The organism is Seonamhaeicola sp. MEBiC01930, from assembly GCF_045277075.1.
Taxonomy (GTDB): Bacteria; Bacteroidota; Bacteroidia; order Flavobacteriales; family Flavobacteriaceae; genus Seonamhaeicola.
The window spans coordinates 2,627,494-2,651,077 of sequence record NZ_CP104270.1 but is presented as its reverse complement, the minus strand read 5'-3'; the positions used below and the strand labels follow the sequence as shown (position 1 = coordinate 2,651,077).

Sequence of the window (23,584 nt, the reverse complement as noted above, 5' to 3'; positions counted from 1 at the left end):
TTATAAAACAACTGAACTTGAGCTGTATCAGCTTACTCTGAAATTAATTTATATACTTTAAAATTATCAACAGTCATATGGTTATTTACTGTTCTGAAACCAAAATGACCAGATACGTAAGGATTTTTATCGTAAAAATCAGTTATCAACTGATCATTTCTGTAATACTGAATATGGCCATTATAAGAAATTATTTTTATATGATATGGCTGATTAGCAGTTAACAAATATTGTTGTTCAGATAGATCATGTTCTGGCAAAAGTGGACGTTCTCCATTACCAACGTACCGTCTAAAACGTGTTTTAGTGTTAAAGTGCCCTCCAACTCCCATATAATATAATCTTAGGCTGTCATAATTTGAAAATTTACCACCTCGTTCATCAGATCTTGCAAAAAGATCATTCATATTCTTTGGGTCTTTTGCCATCCAAAAACAATTTAAATCTGAAACACGATCTTGAGGACCTCCTTCATCAATAACAAATACGTCATACTCAATCATTATAGGCCCCTCAAACTCTTTCATTAACCAGATAGTACATCCTGAAACATCTGTAATCTCCAGTTTTCCTTTATTAATTACTGCCCTACCACCGTCCATCTGCTCTACTTTCCAATCCTCTAAATTATCATTGAAATCTTCTTCGTAAATCAAAGCAGCTTTAATCAATTCATCATTAATTGTAAACGTTTTTTCATCATTACAACTAAAAATAATTGTTATTGAAAACAATATAATTATTGATTTAAACCTGTAAAACATATTCTGCATCTTCATTTTAATAACTTTTTAATTTAATTGCTTAATTAACACCAAACTCCAAGGGGTAATCTCCTGATTAACCTTTAATTCTCCATTTTTATCTGCTTTAACGTAATCCGTTTTCATAGCATTAGCGTAAGCTTTCATTACCTTAATTTCTTCTCTTGTTGGAGGCTCTGGTTTTCCCATAGATTCCCAAAAATTATGAATATTACCATGGTCTTTATCTAAAATTTCAATTTTAAACATGGTATCAGCCTTTAATCCTTTCAGTGTGAAATGTAATTTTTTTGAAGTACCTGTTTCTCGTTTATTACTACCAGATGGTACTGCACCCTCATATTCCTTGGGGTAATTATAAGCCAAAGCCACAATTTTATTGTCTTTTGATTTTTTACTTATAAATAAGTAATCATCTTTATATAGTTTCTGATCACCCAATTGATGCAGCATTCTATAGGCATGATAAGATGGCTTTACCAACCCTTGAAAGTTAATCATTCCAAAACCACCATGAAAAATACTTGAAGCTCCTCCTTTTTCTTCAAAAATATCAGTGAAAGTCCATAAGGCAAGAGAATTTGTTAATCCAATACAATCTAAATTAGATTTTACTATATAAGCAGCCGAAGGCAGGCGATCATGCATGGCATCTCTACTGCTTGGACTGGTATTCCATTCTGTTAAATGAATTTCAACATCAGGAAAATCACTTTTAGAAATGGTTTCGTTAAGCCATTCTAAGTCCTCTTTTACAGAATGCACATAACGTGTTAACCCTCTTCCCTTTCCAGTTTCCGGATTAAAAGCATAATCTGTTGGGTAAGGGTGAGTTGTTACAAAATCTACCGGCAAATTCTCTTTTTTACAATATTTTAAAAAGTCCTCAATCCATACACCATGCCATTTAAGCACATTAATATCTTTAGCATTAAATACAGCTTCTGAAACTTTATTATTAGTAAGTTCTCCATCAAAACGAGCATCTGGAACAAAGTTACTGGTTGAAGGTCCACCTATTTTTAAACGCCCATCAACAGATTTTACAGCCAATGCCGATTGCTTGTAAAGTTCAAAATATTGTGATTTAGTTCCGTCCCAAAAGAATGGATACAAATTAGGCTCATTCCAAACTTCAAAATACCATTTTAGCACCTCATCAATACCATATCGGTCTACACAATGTTGTGTAAAGGCCTTTACTAAATCGTGCCATTTTTCAAAAGTACTATCAGCGGGTGTAACATTAGCTTTCCACCAAAATACTGTTTTAGAGTTCTCTGCTGCCATGCTTTTTGGAAAAAAAGCTAATTCAACAAATGGCCGCACATTCAATTCTAGCAACCTATCAAATACATCATCAATATATTGCCAATTGTAAGACGTTTTTCCTCTTTCAGTAACTATTGGAAACATATCGTCATGGAACAGACCATGAAAACGCACGTACTCAAACCCGCAGTTTTGTTGTACTTGTTCCATTTGCTCTAACCATCCAGCACGTAAGGCTTCATTAGCTCTACCAGCCCCAACCATCTTACTCCAATAATGATCAAACTTCTCTCCATTTGGTTTAACATCTACTTGAATTTCACTTTGTGCATTTAAAGCAAATGCAGTGGTGAAACATAAAACATAAAACAAATTTCTTAAACCCCTAATTATTAACATTATACTATTTTAAATTTTACTAATTTCTTACTACAACAGAATTAATTGATTTTGGTTGTAGTTTTAAACTAATGGTTTTATCATCAATTTTGACATTTAAATCTTTCTCTATAGAATCTGGGTTATTCAAAAGCACCAAAATTCGCTCATCCTTTAACTTAAAAGCTAAATGATTTTTACCTGATGAAGATTTTAAATAATGGTCACCTGGTTGAACATAATGTGATAGGTGTTTAAATAAATAAAACTCATCTGTATATTTTATTGATTTTGATTCTTTATCAATAACTACCATAGAATTTTGTGGCCATCCCCATGCACTTTTCCCTGTTTCATCTAAAACCATGTTCCAATACATATAAGATCCAGCACCGTTGTTAATGTAATGCACCAAATCTTTCCAAGATCTTTCAACAGAAGTCCAATTGTTTTCATGCTCACCACATTTATTTTCTGTTTGCATTAATTTTAAATCTGGAAAATCTTTATGAATTGTTGGAATAGACTTTGCACCTCCCCATTGAAAACCAACACCATCAATATACTTAGCCGTTTCTTTATATTCTAAAACAGTTTTTACATAATTAGGATTGCCTGAGTTTACAGTTCCCAGCCAAATTTCAGTATCTAAACCGTCTGCCTCAAATTGCGGACCCAAAAACCCGTTTATAAAATAGGCCATATCTTCTGGCCTCCATGTACAACTAGGCCAATTTGGTTGATAGGCAATCTCATTTTGTGGTTGAATTGAAAATAATTCTACGCCTTCATTTTTGTAAGCTTGAACAAATTTTGAAAAATATAATGCATAAGCTTTTAGATATCGCTCTTGCATTTTAAACCCTGTAGCATTATTTAAAATTTTAGCTCCTGGTTCCATTTTGTTTCCTTTAATGGCATTTCCAAACTCGCCACTTCTCATGGCATAGTGTTCATTTACTTTCATCCAAGCGGGTGGTGACCAAGGTGATGCCCAAATTTGTAAATCAGGATTTACTTTTAAAGCTTCTTTTAAATACGGAATTAAAATATACCTATCTCTATCTATATTAAAATCACGCATTTCAAAATCTTCAGGAACATCGTTACTAGAATAATAACTCAGTGCGTAATCTGAAGCCCCTAATGGGATTCTACACATAGAAAAATTACAACCAACATCAGAAAATAAAGCCTTAAAAACTTCTTTAGAGGATTCTTCTGGTAATGCAGAAATAGCTTCCCAACCAATTTCATTAAAAGCGCCTCCAATACCATCAATTGTATGCAACAAACTATCTGAATAAATTGTTACATCTGCATTTTGGGGTTCACTTTTAACCTTTACCTTAGATTTTACCCATCTGTTTGTTGCTGTTGTAGATATTAAATCTATTTTTTGCGCATGAATTGAACTAGCAATAAAAAGAATTACTACTAAAAACATAGGGTTTGCTCTAGTCAATGTCATTTTCTGTTTTATGGTTTTATTATTATTTATAGTGTATTTATTCGGTGGTAAAAACTGCTGCTGGCAACCCTTCTTTATTGTATAAATTAGCACCGTCTGGGTTGCCAGACCATGCGTATCTTACATGTGTTGGGTTTGAAACTTCTGAATTCCAAACTTCAATTTTATTATCAGCGGTAATTTTTGCTTGTGCTGGTTGCCATATATTATTTTCACCCATTATTTCAAACCATTTTAATGGTTTATCAATTTCATATGTTTCATTTAAAAGCACCTTCTTTCCAACCATTAAACCTGAGCCTTCAGACTCAAATTCAATTTCTATCTTATCTCCTTTTATAGTTTTATGCTTATATAATGGCCCGCTTACTACAGGAATAACTAAATCATAATCATACTTTAAAGCCCATAATGCTAATCTTTTGCCAACATCTATTTTATTATGCGGATGTATATCTCTAGGTTCCCCTATATCATATAAAACAGCCATTCCTGTGTTAGGAAGTTTTAATGTTCTACGTAAATGATCATTTACTGTTGCCCAACCCAAATCGGCCTCTTTGCTACCTCTGTTACATGCAGCTAGTTGTACCCAATAAAAAGGGAAATCGCCCTGATTCCATTCTGCACGCCAACTATTTATCATTTTAGTGAAAAAAGTTTCATACTGTTCCGGTAAATACACCGCATTACTTTCTCCTTGATACCAAATGGCGCCTTTAATTGCATAAGGTACTATAGCGGAAACCATAGCGTTATGCAAAGTAGCGGGTTCTTGCATATTAGTTCTTGGGTCACTTATAGTAGGTCTTGGTTTTCTACCTTTACCCCCTTTTTCATTCCAAACTTTTAGTTTTTTCTCATAATCAGTATCCACATAACTAGGGTTTGTTATTGTGGCAATGTCTTTTTTAGCATCACTCCTACAAGCCAAAAAATATTCTTTCAAATTTTCATCTTCCTTATAAGCCGCCTCAGAAATCCAAGGCTGTACTCGTGTTCCTCCCCATGAACATTCTAACAAACCAATAGGCACATTAAGTTTTTCTCTTAATTCTTTAGCGAAAAAATAACCCGTAGCAGTTATTTTACCGGTATGCTCTGGTTTTACACTAATCCAATTCCCTTTAAAATTTTCGTTCTTTTCATGTAAAGATGTGGCTCGAGGTACTTCTATATGGCGTAACCAATTGTCATTTGCTGTGGCAATTTCAGTTTTAATATATTCCACTAAAGGCTGATGAAAATAATCTTTAGAATTATTTACAAATTTATTCATGGCCCAATCCATATTAGATTGCCCTGTGCACAACCAAACTTCACCAGATAATATATCTTGTATTTCAATAGTGTTTTTTCCTGAAACTGTAATTTTATGAGGCCCTCCTGCATCTGGTGTTTTTATATTCACTTTCCATGTACCATCCTTAGCTGTTATAACCTCTGCTTTTTCTCCCCAACTAGTAACAACGATAACTTTCTCGTTAACGTCTGCCCATCCCCAAACAGGAATTTCAGCATTACGTTGAACCACCATATGATCTGAAAAAAGTGCGTTCAGTTTAATATTGGCTAAAACCAATTGCGGCAAAACCAATAATAGTAAAATAGAAACTAGCTGTTTTATATTCATGAATTTTAAAAAATTGAAATAGAGTATTAAGACTTTTAGTCCTACAATGCAATTTGAAAAAAAATAAAGATTTTAAGTATAACTAATTATTCATAGACTATAAATAATGGGTCATCCTATTAAATATTTTAAAGAAATACACTTTTTAACTATCAGATTTTCTCGTTATACAAATCCTTATTTCTAATACAAATAAAAAAGCCGCTTTAATAAATTAAAGCGGCTTTTACAGTCTATTAAAGACTTATTGTTTTATATAAGCTTATTGCTTAACAATACGCTTAACAAATTTTGTGTTTTCAGTTTCTACTTTTACTAAGTAAATACCTGAAGTTAAGTTAGAAACATTGATTTCAGATACTAAAGTATCTAAGCTTCTACTTAATAATGCTCTACCATTTAAATCATAAACTGTTGCAGCAGCACTTTTTAACTGGCTATTTCTAATAGTAACAACATCGCTAACTGGGTTAGGGTATACACTAAAGCTTAAATCTTGCTCAAACTTTCTAGTGCTTAATGCCGGCATAGTACCTTCTACAATGTTTGCAGGCATAAATCTACACCATGATAAATGTGCTAAATAATCAGTTTTTGTACCAACTGGCACATATATTGTTTTAGTAGACCCTTCAAAAATACCTGAAAGCTCTGTTACTGTCATAGCACCATAATTACCAGCAAAACCACTTGTATCAGCTCCACTACCTGGCTCATTTGGGTTAGTTGGGTGATTAGCCCACTCTCCTCTAAAGAATTTAGAATCATTTGCATGAGCAACAGCCGCTAATTGTGTAGCATCCCAGTTAAGTTGTACCTGTACTAAACCAGCATTTTGTCCAAAACAAAGATTACCTACCTGAGCAACTGTAGCAGGAACGTTATACTCTTGAACTGAATCATTGTTGTAATAATTACCCACCAACAAATCCTCAAGTACAGGAGTATTCACTGCAGTTATATTATTACAATCAAAAAACGTATAACCACCCATTGTAGTACAAACAGGTAAATCGATTTCTCCTGTTAACCCATTACACTTAACAAAAGAATTACTTCCTGTTTCAACTATATTTTCAAAGTTAATAGATAATAAATTGGCATTATCTCTAAAGGCATGTTGACCAATAACAGTAACCGACGCTGGTAAAGTAACGTTAGTAATATTTGTGTTCTCAGTAAATCCAGCACCTTTGTTTGCAGCAGTATTAGAGCTAAAAGCCCCATTACCAACAGAAGTTACTGTGTAATCAATAGGGAAAAGACCCGTATAAGTTGCAGTACCAGGTATTACAAGATCAAGAGGCGCTGCAGGTAAAGTAACCCAACCTGTAATAGCACACTCATCTGGCTCACCACCACCTACATCTGTACTTGTAATTTCATAAGTAAAAGTGCCATCATCAAATGCTTCTCCAACTGCTTGCGCATTAATTGTTGCTGTTACCACTAAAGCAACTAATAATAGTAATGTTTTTTTCATAATAGATTAATTTAGTTAATGAATTTAAAAAAGTTTAATTTTTCAGTTTATAAAACTAAGAAAACAAGCTTCTTTGTTCTGTAAACCATTATTCAAAGTGTATAAAATAATGCTCATTTTGAATGAGCTATAATTTTTGTAAACAATTTTTCTTACAATAATTTTATTTCATCTATATTATTGGTATTTCACTATTTTTTTTGTAAAAATTACATTATCAATATTAATTCTAACCAAATAAACACCATTAGAGAAACTACTTATATCAAAGTAATCTTTTTCTTCTGAAATTGTTTTACCTAAAAGTAGCTTTCCCATTAAATTATAAATTGAAACAGCCATTTTTTTACCATGATTATTACTTATTGAAATAATACCCTTAGTTGGATTGGGATAAAGACTAAGCTCTGATTCTAAAACTGCCACTTCTGTACTTAATACCCCTTCTTGTATATTAAAATCTGTCCAAACAGGTGCAGCCTCGTAATATGCACTTGTACCAGGTGGCACTAATAGGTTAATACTACTTAAAGTTAATCCACTAAAAAGGTTATTTACCGTAGCGTCCGGAATATCACCAGGGGCTGTCCAGTTTACCTGCATATCTGTAATACCTGTACACCCTCTAAAAGATGCCACTCCCATTGTGGTTATGGTATTTGGTATATTAATGGTTGTAACCGACTTACAGTCTCTTATCATTTGGTCTGGTAAAACAGTCCATTCACTTGGAATGGCAAATGATGTAATACCGGTTGCCCTTAGTGCACCTAAGCCTAAGTTTAAGTTACCAGGAACAACAACCGAAGTTATTTTGTTACAATTTAAAAAACAATAATCTCCAACGCTGGTAGTATTAGTAAAATCTAATGTTGCTAGGGTTAAAGTAGTGCAGCCATTAAAACTATGACTGCCATAGGTTACTATGTTATCTAAATTTATAATCCCTAAATTATTGCAAGTACGGAAAGCATCTGCCCCAATGTTAACTAAAGTATTAGGAAGCGTTACATTGGTAATTATAGTATTATTCAGAAAAGCCCCAACACCAACCGATACTACAGTAAAGGGAATAGTATTATTGATAGGTTGCTCTGGTATTACAGCATTTGCCAGGTCTTGCCCTGTAACAAACCCTGTTACTTCACATTGGTTTGGTGATGTACCCAATATTCTATAGGTGAAGGTGCCGTCATTAAAATCTAAATCTTCATTGCCCTCACAAGAATCTAAAATAATTGTGTTTCCTGTTCCGTTGTCGGTTACTGAACCTGTAGTGTTAACCACACATGAATTTGCATTTCCCAGCATTTCAACAGGCATTTCAGTACAATTATTAAGAGTAATGTCTGAAGTAGCTGTTGATCCTAAAGGTGAAAACGGATTAGTTCCTGTTGGCCTTGTAGCTCCCACTAAAATTTTATGGTCTTGAGTTCTAATTTCGTCATTCCATTTTGTTATTGTTACATTATGGTCATTACCAGCAATAGTGGCAACTGCATGTAATGTGGTTATAGGAAGCGTAGGCATTAATTCTAATTCTACATTGGAATTGTCTCCGGACAGATACAATAATGGACCATTTACAGCATCACCACGACTATTTTCAATAGTAACATCTTTTACGTTAAAACCAGCTTCGTTACCGGTAGCTTCACAATTTTGAACCAATACCGGCGCACCAACTTCTAAAGCAAATCCAACGCGTGTATTTCTAGCAATACAATTTATAAAAGTTACACCTTCTGTTGTATTTCCTGCTCCTGAACCGTATGTACGAAAGCCACATTCACTTAAAGACTTAGTATAACCTGGTGTTATTACTTTATCTCCTGCATAATTTGGATAAACCGCCTGAAAACCTAAATTGAAAGCTGGACCAGAAGTCTCAGCAAGCATATCATCTGTGGTTCTTGTTACGGCTTCTGCGTAACAATCCTGAAACAGCACATTTCTACCTCCTTGAATGAAAAATAAATGTCCAAATGAAGTTGAGTATATATTACACCCAATAATTGAAACGTTTAAACCACCTACTAATAAACCACTATGTTTTCTCATAGGAACCAAGGCTCCACCACCCTTTCCTAATAGATCACCATACCCGTATGGCGAAGAACCACTCATATTAAGCGTAACATTTTCAACTGTAATATTATCTCCAGACACTGTCATAGATTGTCCGCCTCCAGCAGTGGGGCTATTGCCTATATCTGTAACTGTTAAGCCTTTAAAGTTGATATAATTTCCTGTTAAATGGAATTCTATTACAGTGCCTCCCAAATCATTTAATAACTCAGTATCTATATTGATGGTTACACCCGTAAAATCAAAAGTATTATTACTGCCACTAAAACGAATCATGGCTCTTCTACCAAAGGCATCAGCTGGTGTTCTTGTGGCAATTACTGTAGGTGTTAAATAATCTGTCATATTGTAAACCCCTGGTGTCATGGTAACCGTTTGTCCAGATTGAGCAGCTGCATTTGCTAACTCAGAAATGCTTGAAACCGTAATTTGGGCTTGAGAAATAAATATTGATAATGCAAAAAACAAAATGATAAAAAGGTTATTGCCCCTGATATGCTTTTGTTTCCCTAAAATTTTTAATCTCATTTCTGTGCTCTTTTATTTTTTTACAATTTTTTTAGTTACAATCCTTTTTGAATCATTAATACTAACAAAATAAACTCCACTTCTTAAATGACCAATTTCTATTGAATGCTTATTATCTTCAATTTTTGTTTTTAAAACTTGACTACCAAATAGGTCATAAATAATAACTTCTGACACCTCATTATTACTAATTGTAAAACTATTTGAGACTGGATTTGGATAAATATTTATACTATTTAATTCTTCATTCTGGGAAACACTTAAAGTAAAATCTACCTTATTAATTACAAGTTCCGGAAAGTTATTAGCAGCTTCTTTACTATTGAATAAAACATTTACATTTGATGCTCCAAAATCTTCTATAGAAATGGAAATGATTTTATCACTATCAAATTGGTTCTTCACATAAGCTGTAACATCCCATTCATAAAAACCTATACTATTTGTAATATTTACTGAAGCTATTTCACTTCCGGAAGCAGGACCTGAATTCCAAGTAACATTTGATTCTGACCAACCATCTGTAATTTCTGATGCCGTTAAAGTACATGGGTTTGCCTGATTTGCATAAAGTTTAAGGACAGCTCTACCTATATCATCATTTGTTAAGTCTTCAGTACTCAAATTAAATTTTAATAACGTTTTTCTGAAAAAACTACTATTACTTCCTCTTTTTACAATAAGATTAGCATCTGTTCCAAAATTTAGACCAGCGTGATCACCGCCTCTAACATAGGCATCTTCATTGGTGTTAAAAATTAAGGTCTCATAATCTGTATTAAAAGTAGTTATAGGTACCTCAAACGAATAATTTGTACTAGCATCGGTATAAGAAGCCTTTACACGATAGGTATAAGCAGTTGCAGGACTAAGTCCTGAATCATTAAAGGCAAAAACATTTGAACCCAAATTTGCAATTACCTGGTAAGCCTCATTACCTTCTTTTCTTTCAACCGTGAATCCGGTTTCTACTTTCTCATCATCATCTGGCCAACTTAGATTAATTTCGGTATCAGAAATGGCAACACCATTTAAATCAAACTCCAAGTCTGTTGGAGTAGCTTCAACAGCTTCAGAATTAGTTACAGTAGTTGACACATCAATGGCTTCAACCCAATACCAATAGGTAGTTCCATTAATCACTGAATTATCAACATAACTAGTTCCAGGTACATTACCTGCTAATAAAGAACGTGTACCCATGTTTGAGCTTGTATTTCTATATATATTCTGACTGCCTAACTGAACATAATGAGTTGACCAATCTAAAGAAACAGACTCATCACCAGGAGTCACCATTAAACTTACAGAAGGTGGAATTGCTTCTAACATAATCCAATTTAGATTAAAAAGACTACCAGCATTCCCTGTAAACACCAGATATAAATCTTGCACACCACTCTCTCTATTAAAATCGAAAGTCTTTGTAGACCATGATTGCCAACCACCAGTATTACCAATAGATAGTTCTCCTATTAATGTTCCTGAAACACTTCCTGTACGCACTTCTATAGTGCCACCTGAGGTATTACTAGACACACGTGCACTAAATTTATTTAATCCTGTGCTAAAATCAATTGCATCAAATTTAATCCAATCGCCATTTTCTATGGATGTAACATTATCAGTCCCTTCAGTACTTGCTTCTGTTGTTACCCCTAACATGTCATCATAACATTCTGCTTCATATAAAGTAGTTTGTGGCAAACTACAAACATCTACGGTATCTTCGGTAACATCAAAAATATAGCAATTCATACTTTCTGCTTCCACAGTGGGGATAAAGGTATTTCCTGAAGCTATATAAGTGGTTTCAGTACCTTCTACTGGGGTATTGTCTGTCCAATAATGTGTAGCAACTGTACTTGTAATACTAGAGCTATCCAATGTTATAGGTAGGGTATATTTATTATTACCTTCATTTATAACCCAAAGCACCATTTTATCATCCTTCCTAAAGGTAATTGTATATACATTTGAAGCACTATTAACAGAAGATGTTATATAATTATAGTTTAGAATATTATTAGAAAAATGTTTCATTAAATAATACCCTCTTAGTCTAGTACCTGTTCCGTTAGCAGGAAAATAAATAGCACGTGTTTCTTTATCAATACCTCTAGACCAAATTTCAAAATAAACCTCTCCGCTTAAACCTGCTTCATAACGCTGCGCCTTTTCTTTATATTCATCAATTTGTTTCCACATGGGTCTTTCTTCACCATAAGTTGGAGACCCACTTCCCGTACTGGTTTCATCATCATACATAGGTTTGCCTAAAGCCATAGATTTGGCAGCAATTTCCGCCCACTTTTCTGGACCTAAATTTGAATAATTATGGCTACAAAAACCGGTATACAAATCTTTGGTTCCAAGAGCTTCAACATCATTTAAATAAGTTAAGCCCGCAGTGATACTCCAGAAACCTTGATCTATAATTACGGGTCTTACTATACCCCTATTATCTAACTCAGTATTTAAGGTATTTATAATATCATCAGCCTCATTCGCTCTAACATGCCACATCCATTCTTTAGCTGTTGAAAGTATATCAATAGGCACTCCTTGATTACTCATATATTCGCAATAGTCTGCTAAAAATATTCCATATTTCACCACATTGGTTGCCTTGGTGCTGTAGGTATGAATCCAATCTGGCATATTATTATCATCACCAAAACCATCATAATCTGACCGCATGGTTGCAAAAAACTTTATATCTGGGTTTATAGCCTTAATAGCCTGCATGGTTGTTACTTGCTTATTATAAAACGCCCAGTTTTTAACACCCTCAACTAATTCTTGGTTTTTATCATATTGAACTCTACAAACATTAAAATCAATATCACCAAAGCTCCATTGAAGAATATCTGCTTTGTTTTGAGCATTTTGAATAGCCTTAGAACTGCGTTCCATATCGCCACCAATCATATCAATTGTTTGCTTGTAATTGGTTGAGTTTACTGTTATAGATTGACCAAAAATCTCACTACTAAAACCAAATAACGCTATTACCAACAATACTTTATGGGTAATGGAAAATAAAGCTTTATTACCGAATGTATTTTTTATCATTTTTTAACTATTTTTTTAGTTAATTCATTCCTTTTATTACTAATTCTAACAAAATATAGTCCAGAATTTAAATGACTAACATCTATTAACTGTTTCTTTTGCAAAATGTTAGCCTGTAAAACCTGTTTCCCTAAGACATCATAAATAGATAATTTCGCCCCTATATTATTCTCTATTATAAAAGCATCAAAAACAGGGTTTGGATATAATTTTGCGGTTGGCTCTATTTTAGTACCATCTACACTTAACAATTCATCTGAATACTCTACAATAAGTTCTGGTGCAAGGTTAGGATCAAACTCTTTTGATCTAAAATCAATACCTTTTGCACTAGGCTCTGGGTCTATTGGATCTCTCACAACTACGGTTATTATTTTATCATTTTTATATTCTTGAGCGGTGTATGAAGAAATATCCCATTCATTCCAAGTTGAATTTGTTGTAATTCGGGCGCGTTCATTTTCAAAAGAAGGTTTGTTGTTCCAGGTAATTCCTGTTTCTGTCCAGGTATCATCCGTCACATCATAAACACTACGAAGGTACTTATGAGATGTTCTTTGATATATCCTTAATTTAGCGGAAACTATAGGACCTGGTACGGAACTTAAATCGAACTTAAAATACGCATAACGTCCAGTTGCGGCCGTCACCAAATTGTCGGACGAACCATAGTTAGTGGTAATGTTTCCTTCATGCACATAAGAATCAGCAATAGTAATTAGGTTAATTGATCCTTCTATTGCATCTACAACGCGAAATTCTTGCGTTGCATTTGGGGCTGCGTTATAATTTGAACCCCCAGCTTGAGTAGCCGTAATGATAGTAGTTCCTGTACCAATAATTTGAATATTCCCATTAACAATAGTTGCAACCGATGTATTAGAACTTGAAAAACTTACCGGCAAACCAGAACTTGCAGTTGCTTCTGGAGCAAAATCTGCCGTACCCACAACTTTGTTTGGAATTGTAAAAAAGGTTATGCCTTGATCCTGCTTGACAATTCCTGTTTGAGTTAGTGTAAAATTATCAAGTTTAAAAGCCCCTGAAACACCTCCAAAAGTTAGCTTTAAACTTTGAACACCTTTATTTAAAATGATGTCATTTGAAAAAACATATTCATTCCAATCTGCATCTCCTGTTGAATTTGGTGCACCAAAGGGAACTGCCAAATCAGAAGTTTTATCTTCTCCTTCTGCACTAATTTTAATCGTTCCACCAGCTTGAGAAGCCGCATAACGAATTGTAATACCATAAACAGCTGTTTCTGGAACCGAAACAGTATAGGTAAGCCATTCACCTGATTCTATAGAAGTAAGATGGTTACCGCCACCTGGGGTTACTTCAACATCTACATTATCCATAATACGGTAGGCCCCACCTGTATTACTTCCACTTAAGTCGTGGTAAATACGGCCCTCCCCATTATTTAAGGGATCATAATCAAAATTCTCAGCTTCAATGGTGTTTGGAATCACATTCATATCATAAACCGGCAAACTATTGGCATCGAAACCACTAATAGGGTCTCCATAACAAAATGCGGGTCTGCGTGCGGTGAGTGCACCCCAACCTATAGCATCATTAGTCCAACCTGCTTTTTCATAACCACCTAATTCTATAGATTTATCGCGTGCGCGTTGTGTCCACTTTAAATCTGCATCAGTTTTTAAACCCCTACCTAAAAAGTGTGCTACGGGCATTTCAAAAACCGGTCTACTATTAGGAAACTCTCCTCTGGCATTAGGACTAATGGCTTTTGAATACCAGCGTCCCGTTCTATCAAAACGCTGTAAAAATTCACCCGACCCCACTGTTGGTTCCCAAGGTGTAAGTTGGTCTGGATACGACTGAATTGCCGAAACGTTGTATCTCATATTGTATTCGAGGCCCAACAGCAACCTATCGTTAGCATGACTATATAAATCTACTCCCTGATTCCATGCCATCTCAGACATGGATGTAAGCAAACCAATTCCAAAAGCTGTGTGCGCCTGATCCCTTGAACTTTCTTGACATTGGCCATTTTCCCAAATATAATTAGTCATTACTTCATTAAAACCGTAATTAGGGATACTGTTTCCCTTGATGATATCATAATCGTCAGCATATTCATTAGACTTTTCAGGGTTTAGGGTTGTACTAGTATTAGGACCAGATGGATACGGAATATCATTTAAATGAGAAGCTAAATCTCCTTGAATATATTTAAGCGCACGATTGTACATTTTTTCATTATCCAAAAAAATTCCCATTGCCATTACGGTACGCCAACCTGATAGTCCTTGATTTCCATGACGTGCAGCGTCTCCCTGAAACGCCATCCAATAAAACGTTTTGTTTGGACCTGTTACTGGGGTTGTTGACGAATAACCCGGATATACCAGCATATCCTTAAAGGCCTGTAAATCTGTTGGTGCCCAACCTGAGTATGTACTTTTAATAATTTCGGCCGCTTCAATCATGATATAACCTATACCACCACTTAACGCATCAGTACCACCACTGGTAACTGAAGTAAGGTTACTCCAGGCCTTGAATATTTCTATAGACTTTTCGGCATGTCTAGTATCTCCAGTAACATACCATCTAATGGCATTATAATAGGCTGCTCTAATATCACTATTCCAAGCACCTTCATTTACTCCTGAATCTCTTCCTAACTCCGTAAAACTTGCATCTCCTCGCACTACATAATCATAACTCGACTTAGTATCAGCTACCATATCTTGATACGATGTGTACCAAGGATCCACTTGAGCCTCAACCATATATTTCACACGGTCTAAATCAGATTTTTTATGTGTAATTCCTGGATGTATAAACTGCGCGTTTAATGAATTTACCGCAATACATAGAAATACAAATAATTTAAAAAAGAAGTCTTTTTTCATATTTTAAATACCATTACTTTTTAATTATCTTTTTGGTTGTATAATTATTACCATTGCCTATTTTAACAAAATAAACCCCAGCTTTTAAATTATTGATATCAAGAGTTGCTTTGTTTTTCCTTAATTCTGTTATTAAAACTTCCTTACCTAAAATATTATAAATAGATACTTTTGAACCTTGTGCATTTGCTATGTTAAGGACGTTACTTACAGGATTTGGATATAGTTTAACTGTGTTTTTCAACTCAAATTGATCATTCGATAATGTAACCACCTGATCCACACCATAAACCTCAACTTCGGCTAATGCTAATGCTGTAGAAGAGGTTTTTGATATTCTAATTACACGACCAACAACATCTCCTGTGGTAACAGTAAATATATTACTAGGAGCTGTGGCGAAGAATTGACTAAAAGTTACATCACCTTCACTATCTATAACTTCTACAGTAAAATTGTTTAATCTCCCTGCACAACAGCCATCTGTTCTATTATAAATTTTTATAGTTTCTACATTATAATTATTTCCTAAATCTACCTGCCACCATGGTTCTGGATCTAAAGTAGCATTTCCCCCTGTATGTGTTACAGAACCACCACTCCATAATCCATTGGTGTCTCCATCTATAGCTTCATGAGCAAAACCATCACTAGGTCTATCTGTAGATTGCGTTGCTACCCCATGAGCAATTGCCAAATTTATAGGATCTGGATCTGCTTCTACCAAGGTTACGGTTATGTTATTAAGTTCAAATGCATTGTTTGCCCCACTAAACAGTACTTTCATGGCTTGCGCGCCTTTTGTTAAACGAACTTCACTAGTAACTTCGAAATCCTTCCAATCAGTTAATCCTGTTGAGTTTAACCCTCCAAATGGCACGGTAACTTCTGAGGTTACATCCGTTTCATCAAAATTAAATTTGATATTCCCATTGGCATTTACCGAAGCATAGCGGATATCTATGTTATAAGTTCCGTTTGCAGGCACATTCACGGTATAGGTTAACCATTCGCCATCTTCAATATTTGTAACACAGTATCCACCTTCACTACTTACTTTTAAATCAACACCTTCATCGGTTCTATATGCACCACCTTCATTAGTTAATGAGGTATCATTATAGGCTCTATCTTGACCGTCTAACACAAAATAATCGTAATTCTCGGCTTCAATTGCTATAGATAAATCGTTCATTTTAAATACAGGAAGTCCATTAGCGTCAAATCCACTTATGGGATCACCTGGGCTTACTCTATGAAATTTAAAGCCACCCCATCCATGATATTCATTATGAGAAACTATACCTTCAAAACCTATTTGATCCTGAAAGATTCCCTGACCTGCCAATGTCCACTGGAAATTATTCTCAGGTAATTTTAAACGATCTCTATAATGCCCAAGAGGTAATTCATAAAAGGGATCCAGTAAATCGTTTCCCCGACTATACCTTTCCGTATCACAAACTACATGTGGGTTAATTTTTTTTGCTAAAAAACGTCCACTACGGTCATAGGTTTCAATATACTCTCCGGAAGCTACTGTTGGATTCCAATCTGGATAACCATATGAAGTGAATTGAGTTGCCCCAACATTATATCTCATAAAAAACTCAATACCCTTTAACAAACGGTTATCAAGATGACCATACAAGTCATCTCCTTGATTCCAGGCCATTTCTGCTAAACAATTCATAATATGAATCCCTACAGCTGAATGCACCTGATCTCTGGAAGACTCCTGACATTGCCCATTCTCATATATATAATTACTCATCACCTCATTATAACCAAAATCTTCGATAGAAGTTCTTAATCCACCCGTATTTCGTTCCTCTATAAACTCACAATTATTATAAGTACTACTAGCATTAATATTTGGTGGACCGGACGGATAAGGTAAATCATCTGCCCTATGAGGAAGCCCCTGTATATAACGTAAAACTCTATCGTAGATAATCTCATTATCAAGAAAAATCCCCATTGCCATTAAAGATCTGAATCCAAACAAACCCTGATTTCCATAACGAACTGGGTCACCCTGATAAAGATTCCAATAAAAAGAAACATCTCTACTCGCAATGGCAGCTGTAGGCACTGTAGTTCCAGACCAACCAGGATATACCAGCATATCACCAAAAGCTTGTTGATCTACCACTGACCACCCGCTATAAGTATGCTTAATAATCTCAGCACCTTCACACATTTTCCATACATAACGACCATTTGATAAAGCAAATGTATTGGGTACCCTTTTCAGATTTGTCCAACTGTTAAAAATCTCAACAGCTTTTTGAGCATGACATTCATCACCTGTAATAAACCACATCAAAGCATTGTAGTAAGCTGCATAACCATCTGTTCCAAACTCTCCCATAGCCGTTAATTCTGTACGTCCATCACCTTTAATTTCATAATCACAGGACGCTAAAGAAGACGAACTAAATGAAGCAAATTCAGAGGCCCAAGGTTCTTCACCAGCTTCTATCATGGCTTTCATTCTTTCTAGATCTGATAATGAATGTGATATACCTGGATGTATCAACTGTGCATTAAGCGAGTTAACTACAAGAAAAAATAAAGTGGCCGGAACTAATATCTTTTTATTGATTTTTAACCTTAATAGTAATTTTAATTTCATGCTTAAACTAATTTATTTCTTAAGTATCTTTTTGGTAAAAGAACCTTGACTATCACAAATTTTCACGAAATAAAGCCCTGATTTTAAATGACTAACATCTATTAATTGCTTATTTTTTTCGATGCTATTTTGTAAAACCTGCTTTCCTAATACATTATAAACAATTACTTTTGAGCCACTTGCGTTAATAATATTTAGTGAATTACCAACTGGGTTAGGGAAAAGCTTTATTTTATTATTAAATTTAAAATCAGTATTTGATAATGTTACTACTGAGTTTACACCATATACTTCAACCTCAGCCAGAGTAATACCATAATTTGTTGTTTTGGATATTCTAACTACTTGACCAACAACCCCACCAGTTGATATACTTGCAGTTGGATTTGGATAACCTGCATAGAATTGTGAGAAATTCACATTCCCCTCAGAGTCAATAACCTCTATAGTTATATCATTTAACCTGTTTTCATAACCTGTTCTGTTATAAATATCTATGGTTTCTATATTATAATTATTTCCTAAATCTACTTTCCACCATTTTGGGTTAACATTATGATCTGAATGTGATACTGAGCCATTATTGAAATTGCCATCTGTATTACCATCTATTGCCAATTCTGCACACCCACCATAAGGACAAGGGTCTGAGGCTATAGATTGTGACGCTGTTCCATGTAAAACTGCCAGGTTTATGGGGTCTGGATCCGCCTCTACCAATGATATCGTAATATTATTTAATTCGAATACATTAGTTGCACCACTAAATTCAACTTTCATAGCTTGTACGCCTTGTGTTAAACGAACTTCTTTAGCTACATCAAAGCCTTGCCAATCTGTTAATCCTGTTGAGTTTGGAGCGCCAAAAGGCACAGTGACTTCTGAAGTTATGTCTTCACCTCCAAAATTAAATTTAATTTTTCCGTTTGAATTCAAAGACGCATAGCGTATCCCAATATCGTAAGTACCATCGGCAGGTACATTAACTGTATAGGTTAGCCATTCGCCATCTGCTATACCTGTAACATTATAACCACCCTCTGAGCAAACTTTTAAATCAACACCTTCATCAACCCTATATTCCCCTCCGGTATTACTAGTAGATGAATCGTTATAAGTTCTGCCTTGTCCATCTAATACAAAATAATCGTAATTCTCTGCCTCAATGGTCATAGGTAATTCATTCATGGCATAATTTGGAATTCCATCAACATTAAACCCACTTATAGGATCTCCATTGCAACCCTCTGGTCTTCTAAATGACAACCCGCCATATCCAACATAAGCTCCACCTGAAGGCCCCGTTTCATATCTACCATTTTCTAGTATACTAAAATCTCTAGCACGAATGGTCCATTTGGCTTCTTCTGGAGTTTTAAGTCCTCTACCAACATAATGGGCTATAGGCAGTTCCCATGTATCTTCAGCATAAAAGGTCCCTCTGGTTAATCGAGTTGGATCATTATCTATAACCGGACAAATTGATAAAGCATGTGTTCTCAAGGTTGCATCATCGCGTTGTACAAATTCACCTGACGCCACTGTTGGTTCCCAAGGTATCAATTGATCAGGATATGATTGCACATAGGACACATTATACTTTAAGGAATATTCTAAACCTAATAAAATTCTGCTATCTGTATTACCCCAAAGATCAAAACCTTGATTCCAAGCAATTTCACCTATGGAACATAATAAACCTAAACCAAATGATGTATGACCTTGGTCTCGAGCACTTTCTTGACATTGACCATTTTCATAAACATAATTTGTTAATGCTCCATTACCATAAAAATCCTTTTCTGTAGTTTGAACGGTCATATTGTATGAAATCCTGTATTCATTTCTGTTAATTTCCGAACCTCGAATATGGGGTCCTGTAGGAAACGGAATATCATCAACTCGTCCTGGTAATTTAGTTATATACCTTTTGGCACGATCATAAATTTTTTCGTTATCTAAAAAAATACCAAGAGCCATAGTGGTTCTAATACCACATAATTCTTGATTGCCAGCTCGAACTGGGTCAAATTTATAAGACCTCCAATACCATGTTCCTTGAATATTTTCATTTGGTAGAATTGTAGTATCTGAATAACCCGGGTAAACCAACATATCTTTAAAATCCTGAATCTCGGATGCTGACCAACCAGAATAGGTACTTTTTATAAGTTCTGCAGCCTCAAGCATAATAATTATCATATTTGAGGTTAATGCAGCAGTACCATTATGTTGTACATAAGTTAATCCTGTCCAAGCATTTAAACATTCCACAGCCTTTTCAGCATGTCTTACATCTCCTTCTATATACCACCGAAGGGCATTATAATAAGCTGCTCTACTATCAGCCTCAAAAATATTTTTGTTTGTTCTTGGTGCATCTCTATAAACTTCTGTAAGACTAGTGTTACCTTGAACAACATAATCATAACTTGCCGTGGATTTTGAACACATGTCCTGATAAGAAGAATACCAAGGCTCTATTTTAGCCTCAACCTGATATTTCATTCTATCTAAATCGGATAATTTATGAGATAATCCTGGGTGCACAAACTGAGCATGTAACACATTTCCGAGTAAGACAAAAAATATTATTTTATAGATCCCCAAACTTTTCATACCTCTAATTAATTCTTTACAATTTTCTTTGTGGTAACTACACCATTATTGTTTACCCTTACAATATAAATACCGGTGTTTAGGTGGCTAACATCTACAATTTGCTTATTTTGCTTAATATCTGTTGTTAAGACTTTTCTACCTAGTATACTATAAATAGTAATTTTTGAATCCATACCATTTCTTACCGTAAAAGCATTATTAACTGGGTTAGGGTAAAGCTCTATTTTGTTAGATAATTCAGGTTTTGAATTTGATAATACAGCGTCAACACCATACACTTCGACTTCCGCCAGAGAAAGTGCTGTAGATGATGTTTTTGATATTCTAACGATACGTCCTACTACTTTACCTAAATCTATAGTAAACACATTAGAGGGTGCCGTGGCAAAAAATTGAGTAAAAGTAATAGAGCCTTCCGCATCAATTACTTCAACAGTAAAATTATTGAGCCTAGCGCTACAACAATCAGTTCTGTTAAACACTTTTATAGTTTCAATATTATAATTAGCCCCTAAATCTACTTGCCACCATGGCTCTGGGTCTAATGAAGCATTTGCACTTGTATGTGTAACAGAGCCCTGATTCCATACCCCACTGGTATTACCATCTATAGCATTTGGAGCAAAACCATCACTTGGTCTATTAGTAGATTGTGTGGCTGTTCCATGAGCAAAAGCTAAATTTATCGGATCTGGTTCTTCTTCCACTAAGGATAATGCAATATTATTTAATTCGAATGTATTAGCTGCACCACTAAACAATACTTTCATTGCTTGAACCCCTTTTTCTAATCTTACTTCGCTTGCCACCTCAAAATCCTTCCAATCAGTCAATCCTATGGAATTAGATCCTCCGTGAGGAACCGTAACATCTGACGTAACATCTACACCACCAAAATTAAATTTAATTTTTCCGTTTGAATTCGATGAGGCATATCTAATATTTATGTCATAGGTACCTGTTGATGGCACATTTACTGTATATGTTAACCACTCCCCATCTTCTATATTAGTTACTGCATACCCTCCTTCTGAACATACTTTTATATCTACTCCTTCATCAATTCTATACTCTACTCCATCGTTTGTAGAAGAGGTATCATGGTATATTCTACCTTCTCCACCTACTGGTGAATAATCAAAATTTTCTGATTCAATGACGCCAACTACACTAGGTACAGAAAAAACAGGCAAATTTTCTGAGAATCCAACAACTGCATCTCCCATACAACCTGTAGGTAATCTATATGACAATCCACCCCATCCTGTTGAAGCATTTGCAAATCCAGTACCTTCAAAAGCACCATTCAATTGTACTTTTATATCACGAGCTCTTTTTGTCCAGAGGGCATCATTTTCACTTTTGAACCCCTTATCAATATAATGCCCCAACAACAATTCATAGTAAGCATGTTCTTCAAAACTACCACGTGTAAACCGATCAGTCACTCCATCTCCATAGTATGGACTAATAGATTTATGAAATATACGCCCTGTCCTATTCAACTTTTGAATGAACTCACCTGATTCTGCAGTAGGCTCCCAAGGCTCTGGTTGATCTGGATATGAAACATCCCATGAAACATTATAACGCAAAGTAAATTCTGCACCTAGTAAAATTCTATCATCTGCAAAACTAAACACATCATCTCCTTGATTCCATGCTATTTTTGCCATGGTTGCACATTCTCCTATTCCAACAAAACTATGATTTTGATCTCTTGAACTTTCTTGACATTGCCCGTTCTCATAAATATAATTTACCAATTGCCCATCATAACCATAATCTTCTTGTGCATCTCCATACGTGACATTATAACGAATCATAAATTGATCTTCATATTCCATTCCAGTTCTAATATTTGGACCAGGTTCATAAGGTAAATCATCACTTCTATGAGGCATGCCCTTAAAATACCTTAAGGCACGGTCATACATGATTTCGTTATCTAAAAATATGCCCATAGCCAACATTGCTCTCAAACCTGCCAGTTCTTGATTTCCAGCTCTAAACCTATCCCCATTATAGATTCTCCAATAATAAGAATCGTTTTGGCTTGATAATGCCAAAGGCACCGCCATATTTGAATACCCAGGATAAACTAACATGTCTTCAAAAGCCTCGCGATCCTCCATACTCCAACCAGAATAAGTACTTTTTATCAGTTCAGCTCCTTCAAGCATCATATATATCTTACCCGCATTTAAACAAAAATCGGAGACATTTGTAATATTAACCCATGCGTTAAAAATCTCAATTGCTTTTTCTGCATGCCTTGTGTCACCTGTTAAACACCACATTAGTGCATTTTGATATGCTGCTCTACCATCTGAAGTTACTTTACCTTTATCTCCAACTGTATTTAATGAGCTTCCTTGAACTGTATAATTATAACTTGATTTTGCATGTGAGGCAAACTCTACATAAGATGAATACCAAGGGTCAATCTTAGCTTCCACCATATACTTCATTCTATCTAGATCTGATTGATTGTGCGAAACTCCGGGGTGTATGAATTGCCCCTGCACCATACTTACTGATGCAACCAGCACTATGAAAAGAGTGAAGAATCTCTTCTTATTGTCACTCATAATTAAAACAATTTTTTTTAGTTTAGTTTATGGAAGTAAAACTATCTCAAAAAACCAATCGTCTTTGTAAACTATGATACTATGTATTACACTTATTACCCATATATTAACTTATTACCCATATACTCATAGAACACCCAAGAAATAAGA

The 23,584-nt window shown here is 34.9% G+C and carries 11 protein-coding genes; all 11 read right to left on the bottom strand.

All coding sequences use genetic code 11. The features are described 5' to 3' along the window. Positions 1-32: 32 nt before the first annotated feature. The 11 genes from N1F78_RS11400 to N1F78_RS11350 all read right to left on the bottom strand — a co-directional run bounded on the left by N1F78_RS11400 (position 33) and on the right by N1F78_RS11350 (position 23,434). On the bottom strand, positions 33-779 hold the full coding sequence (locus N1F78_RS11400; protein ID WP_406683289.1) for a DUF6250 domain-containing protein: 747 nt from the start codon (positions 777-779) through the stop codon (positions 33-35). A 12-nt stretch (positions 780-791) separates the two neighbouring features. After that, entirely contained in the window at positions 792-2,435 is a 1,644-nt protein-coding gene (locus N1F78_RS11395; protein ID WP_406683288.1) for a GH39 family glycosyl hydrolase, read from the bottom strand. 19 nt (positions 2,436-2,454) lie between these two features. Further along, complete coding sequence (locus N1F78_RS11390) at positions 2,455-3,885, bottom strand: glycoside hydrolase family 30 protein (RefSeq protein WP_406683287.1); 1,431 nt, start codon at positions 3,883-3,885, stop codon at positions 2,455-2,457. A 37-nt stretch (positions 3,886-3,922) separates the two neighbouring features. After that, positions 3,923-5,518: a sialate O-acetylesterase gene (locus N1F78_RS11385; protein ID WP_406683286.1), complete on the bottom strand. Its 1,596-nt coding sequence runs from the start codon at positions 5,516-5,518 to the stop codon at positions 3,923-3,925. A 262-nt stretch (positions 5,519-5,780) separates the two neighbouring features. Next, positions 5,781-7,001 carry a leucine-rich repeat domain-containing protein gene (locus N1F78_RS11380; RefSeq protein WP_406683285.1) on the bottom strand — a complete coding sequence of 407 codons (1,221 nt, stop codon included), beginning with the start codon at positions 6,999-7,001 and terminating at the stop codon, positions 5,781-5,783. Positions 7,002-7,178: 177 nt separating this feature from the next. Continuing rightward, on the bottom strand, positions 7,179-9,617 hold the full coding sequence (locus N1F78_RS11375; RefSeq protein ID WP_406683284.1) for a leucine-rich repeat domain-containing protein: 2,439 nt from the start codon (positions 9,615-9,617) through the stop codon (positions 7,179-7,181). A 12-nt stretch (positions 9,618-9,629) separates the two neighbouring features. Next, positions 9,630-12,692 carry a carbohydrate-binding protein gene (locus tag N1F78_RS11370; protein WP_406683283.1) on the bottom strand — a complete coding sequence of 1,021 codons (3,063 nt, stop codon included), beginning with the start codon at positions 12,690-12,692 and terminating at the stop codon, positions 9,630-9,632. Continuing rightward, positions 12,689-15,583 (bottom strand): DNRLRE domain-containing protein, encoded by a 2,895-nt coding sequence (locus N1F78_RS11365; protein ID WP_406683282.1) that lies wholly within the window; start codon positions 15,581-15,583, stop codon positions 12,689-12,691. The genes N1F78_RS11370 and N1F78_RS11365 overlap by 4 nt, the downstream gene beginning before the upstream one ends. Positions 15,584-15,596: 13 nt before the next feature. After that, positions 15,597-18,221 carry a T9SS type A sorting domain-containing protein gene (locus N1F78_RS11360; protein WP_406683281.1) on the bottom strand — a complete coding sequence of 875 codons (2,625 nt, stop codon included), beginning with the start codon at positions 18,219-18,221 and terminating at the stop codon, positions 15,597-15,599. 12 nt (positions 18,222-18,233) lie between these two features. Then, positions 18,234-20,840 (bottom strand): carbohydrate-binding protein, encoded by a 2,607-nt coding sequence (locus N1F78_RS11355; protein WP_406683280.1) that lies wholly within the window; start codon positions 20,838-20,840, stop codon positions 18,234-18,236. Between the two features lie 8 nt (positions 20,841-20,848). After that, positions 20,849-23,434 carry a carbohydrate-binding protein gene (locus N1F78_RS11350; protein ID WP_406683279.1) on the bottom strand — a complete coding sequence of 862 codons (2,586 nt, stop codon included), beginning with the start codon at positions 23,432-23,434 and terminating at the stop codon, positions 20,849-20,851. Between the last annotated feature and the right edge of the window lie 150 nt (positions 23,435-23,584).

What these genes read in the sequence shown, in the direction of transcription:
- N1F78_RS11400 (WP_406683289.1), bottom strand. Translation starts at nt 779, where the DNA reads ATGAAGATGCAGAATATGTTTTACAGGTTTAAATCAATAATTATATTG.
- N1F78_RS11395 (WP_406683288.1), bottom strand. Translation starts at nt 2,435, where the DNA reads ATGTTAATAATTAGGGGTTTAAGAAATTTGTTTTATGTTTTATGTTTC.
- N1F78_RS11390 (WP_406683287.1), bottom strand. Translation starts at nt 3,885, where the DNA reads ATGACATTGACTAGAGCAAACCCTATGTTTTTAGTAGTAATTCTTTTT.
- N1F78_RS11385 (WP_406683286.1), bottom strand. Translation starts at nt 5,518, where the DNA reads ATGAATATAAAACAGCTAGTTTCTATTTTACTATTATTGGTTTTGCCG.
- N1F78_RS11380 (WP_406683285.1), bottom strand. Translation starts at nt 7,001, where the DNA reads ATGAAAAAAACATTACTATTATTAGTTGCTTTAGTGGTAACAGCAACA.
- N1F78_RS11375 (WP_406683284.1), bottom strand. Translation starts at nt 9,617, where the DNA reads ATGAGATTAAAAATTTTAGGGAAACAAAAGCATATCAGGGGCAATAAC.
- N1F78_RS11370 (WP_406683283.1), bottom strand. Translation starts at nt 12,692, where the DNA reads ATGATAAAAAATACATTCGGTAATAAAGCTTTATTTTCCATTACCCAT.
- N1F78_RS11365 (WP_406683282.1), bottom strand. Translation starts at nt 15,583, where the DNA reads ATGAAAAAAGACTTCTTTTTTAAATTATTTGTATTTCTATGTATTGCG.
- N1F78_RS11360 (WP_406683281.1), bottom strand. Translation starts at nt 18,221, where the DNA reads ATGAAATTAAAATTACTATTAAGGTTAAAAATCAATAAAAAGATATTA.
- N1F78_RS11355 (WP_406683280.1), bottom strand. Translation starts at nt 20,840, where the DNA reads ATGAAAAGTTTGGGGATCTATAAAATAATATTTTTTGTCTTACTCGGA.
- N1F78_RS11350 (WP_406683279.1), bottom strand. Translation starts at nt 23,434, where the DNA reads ATGAGTGACAATAAGAAGAGATTCTTCACTCTTTTCATAGTGCTGGTT.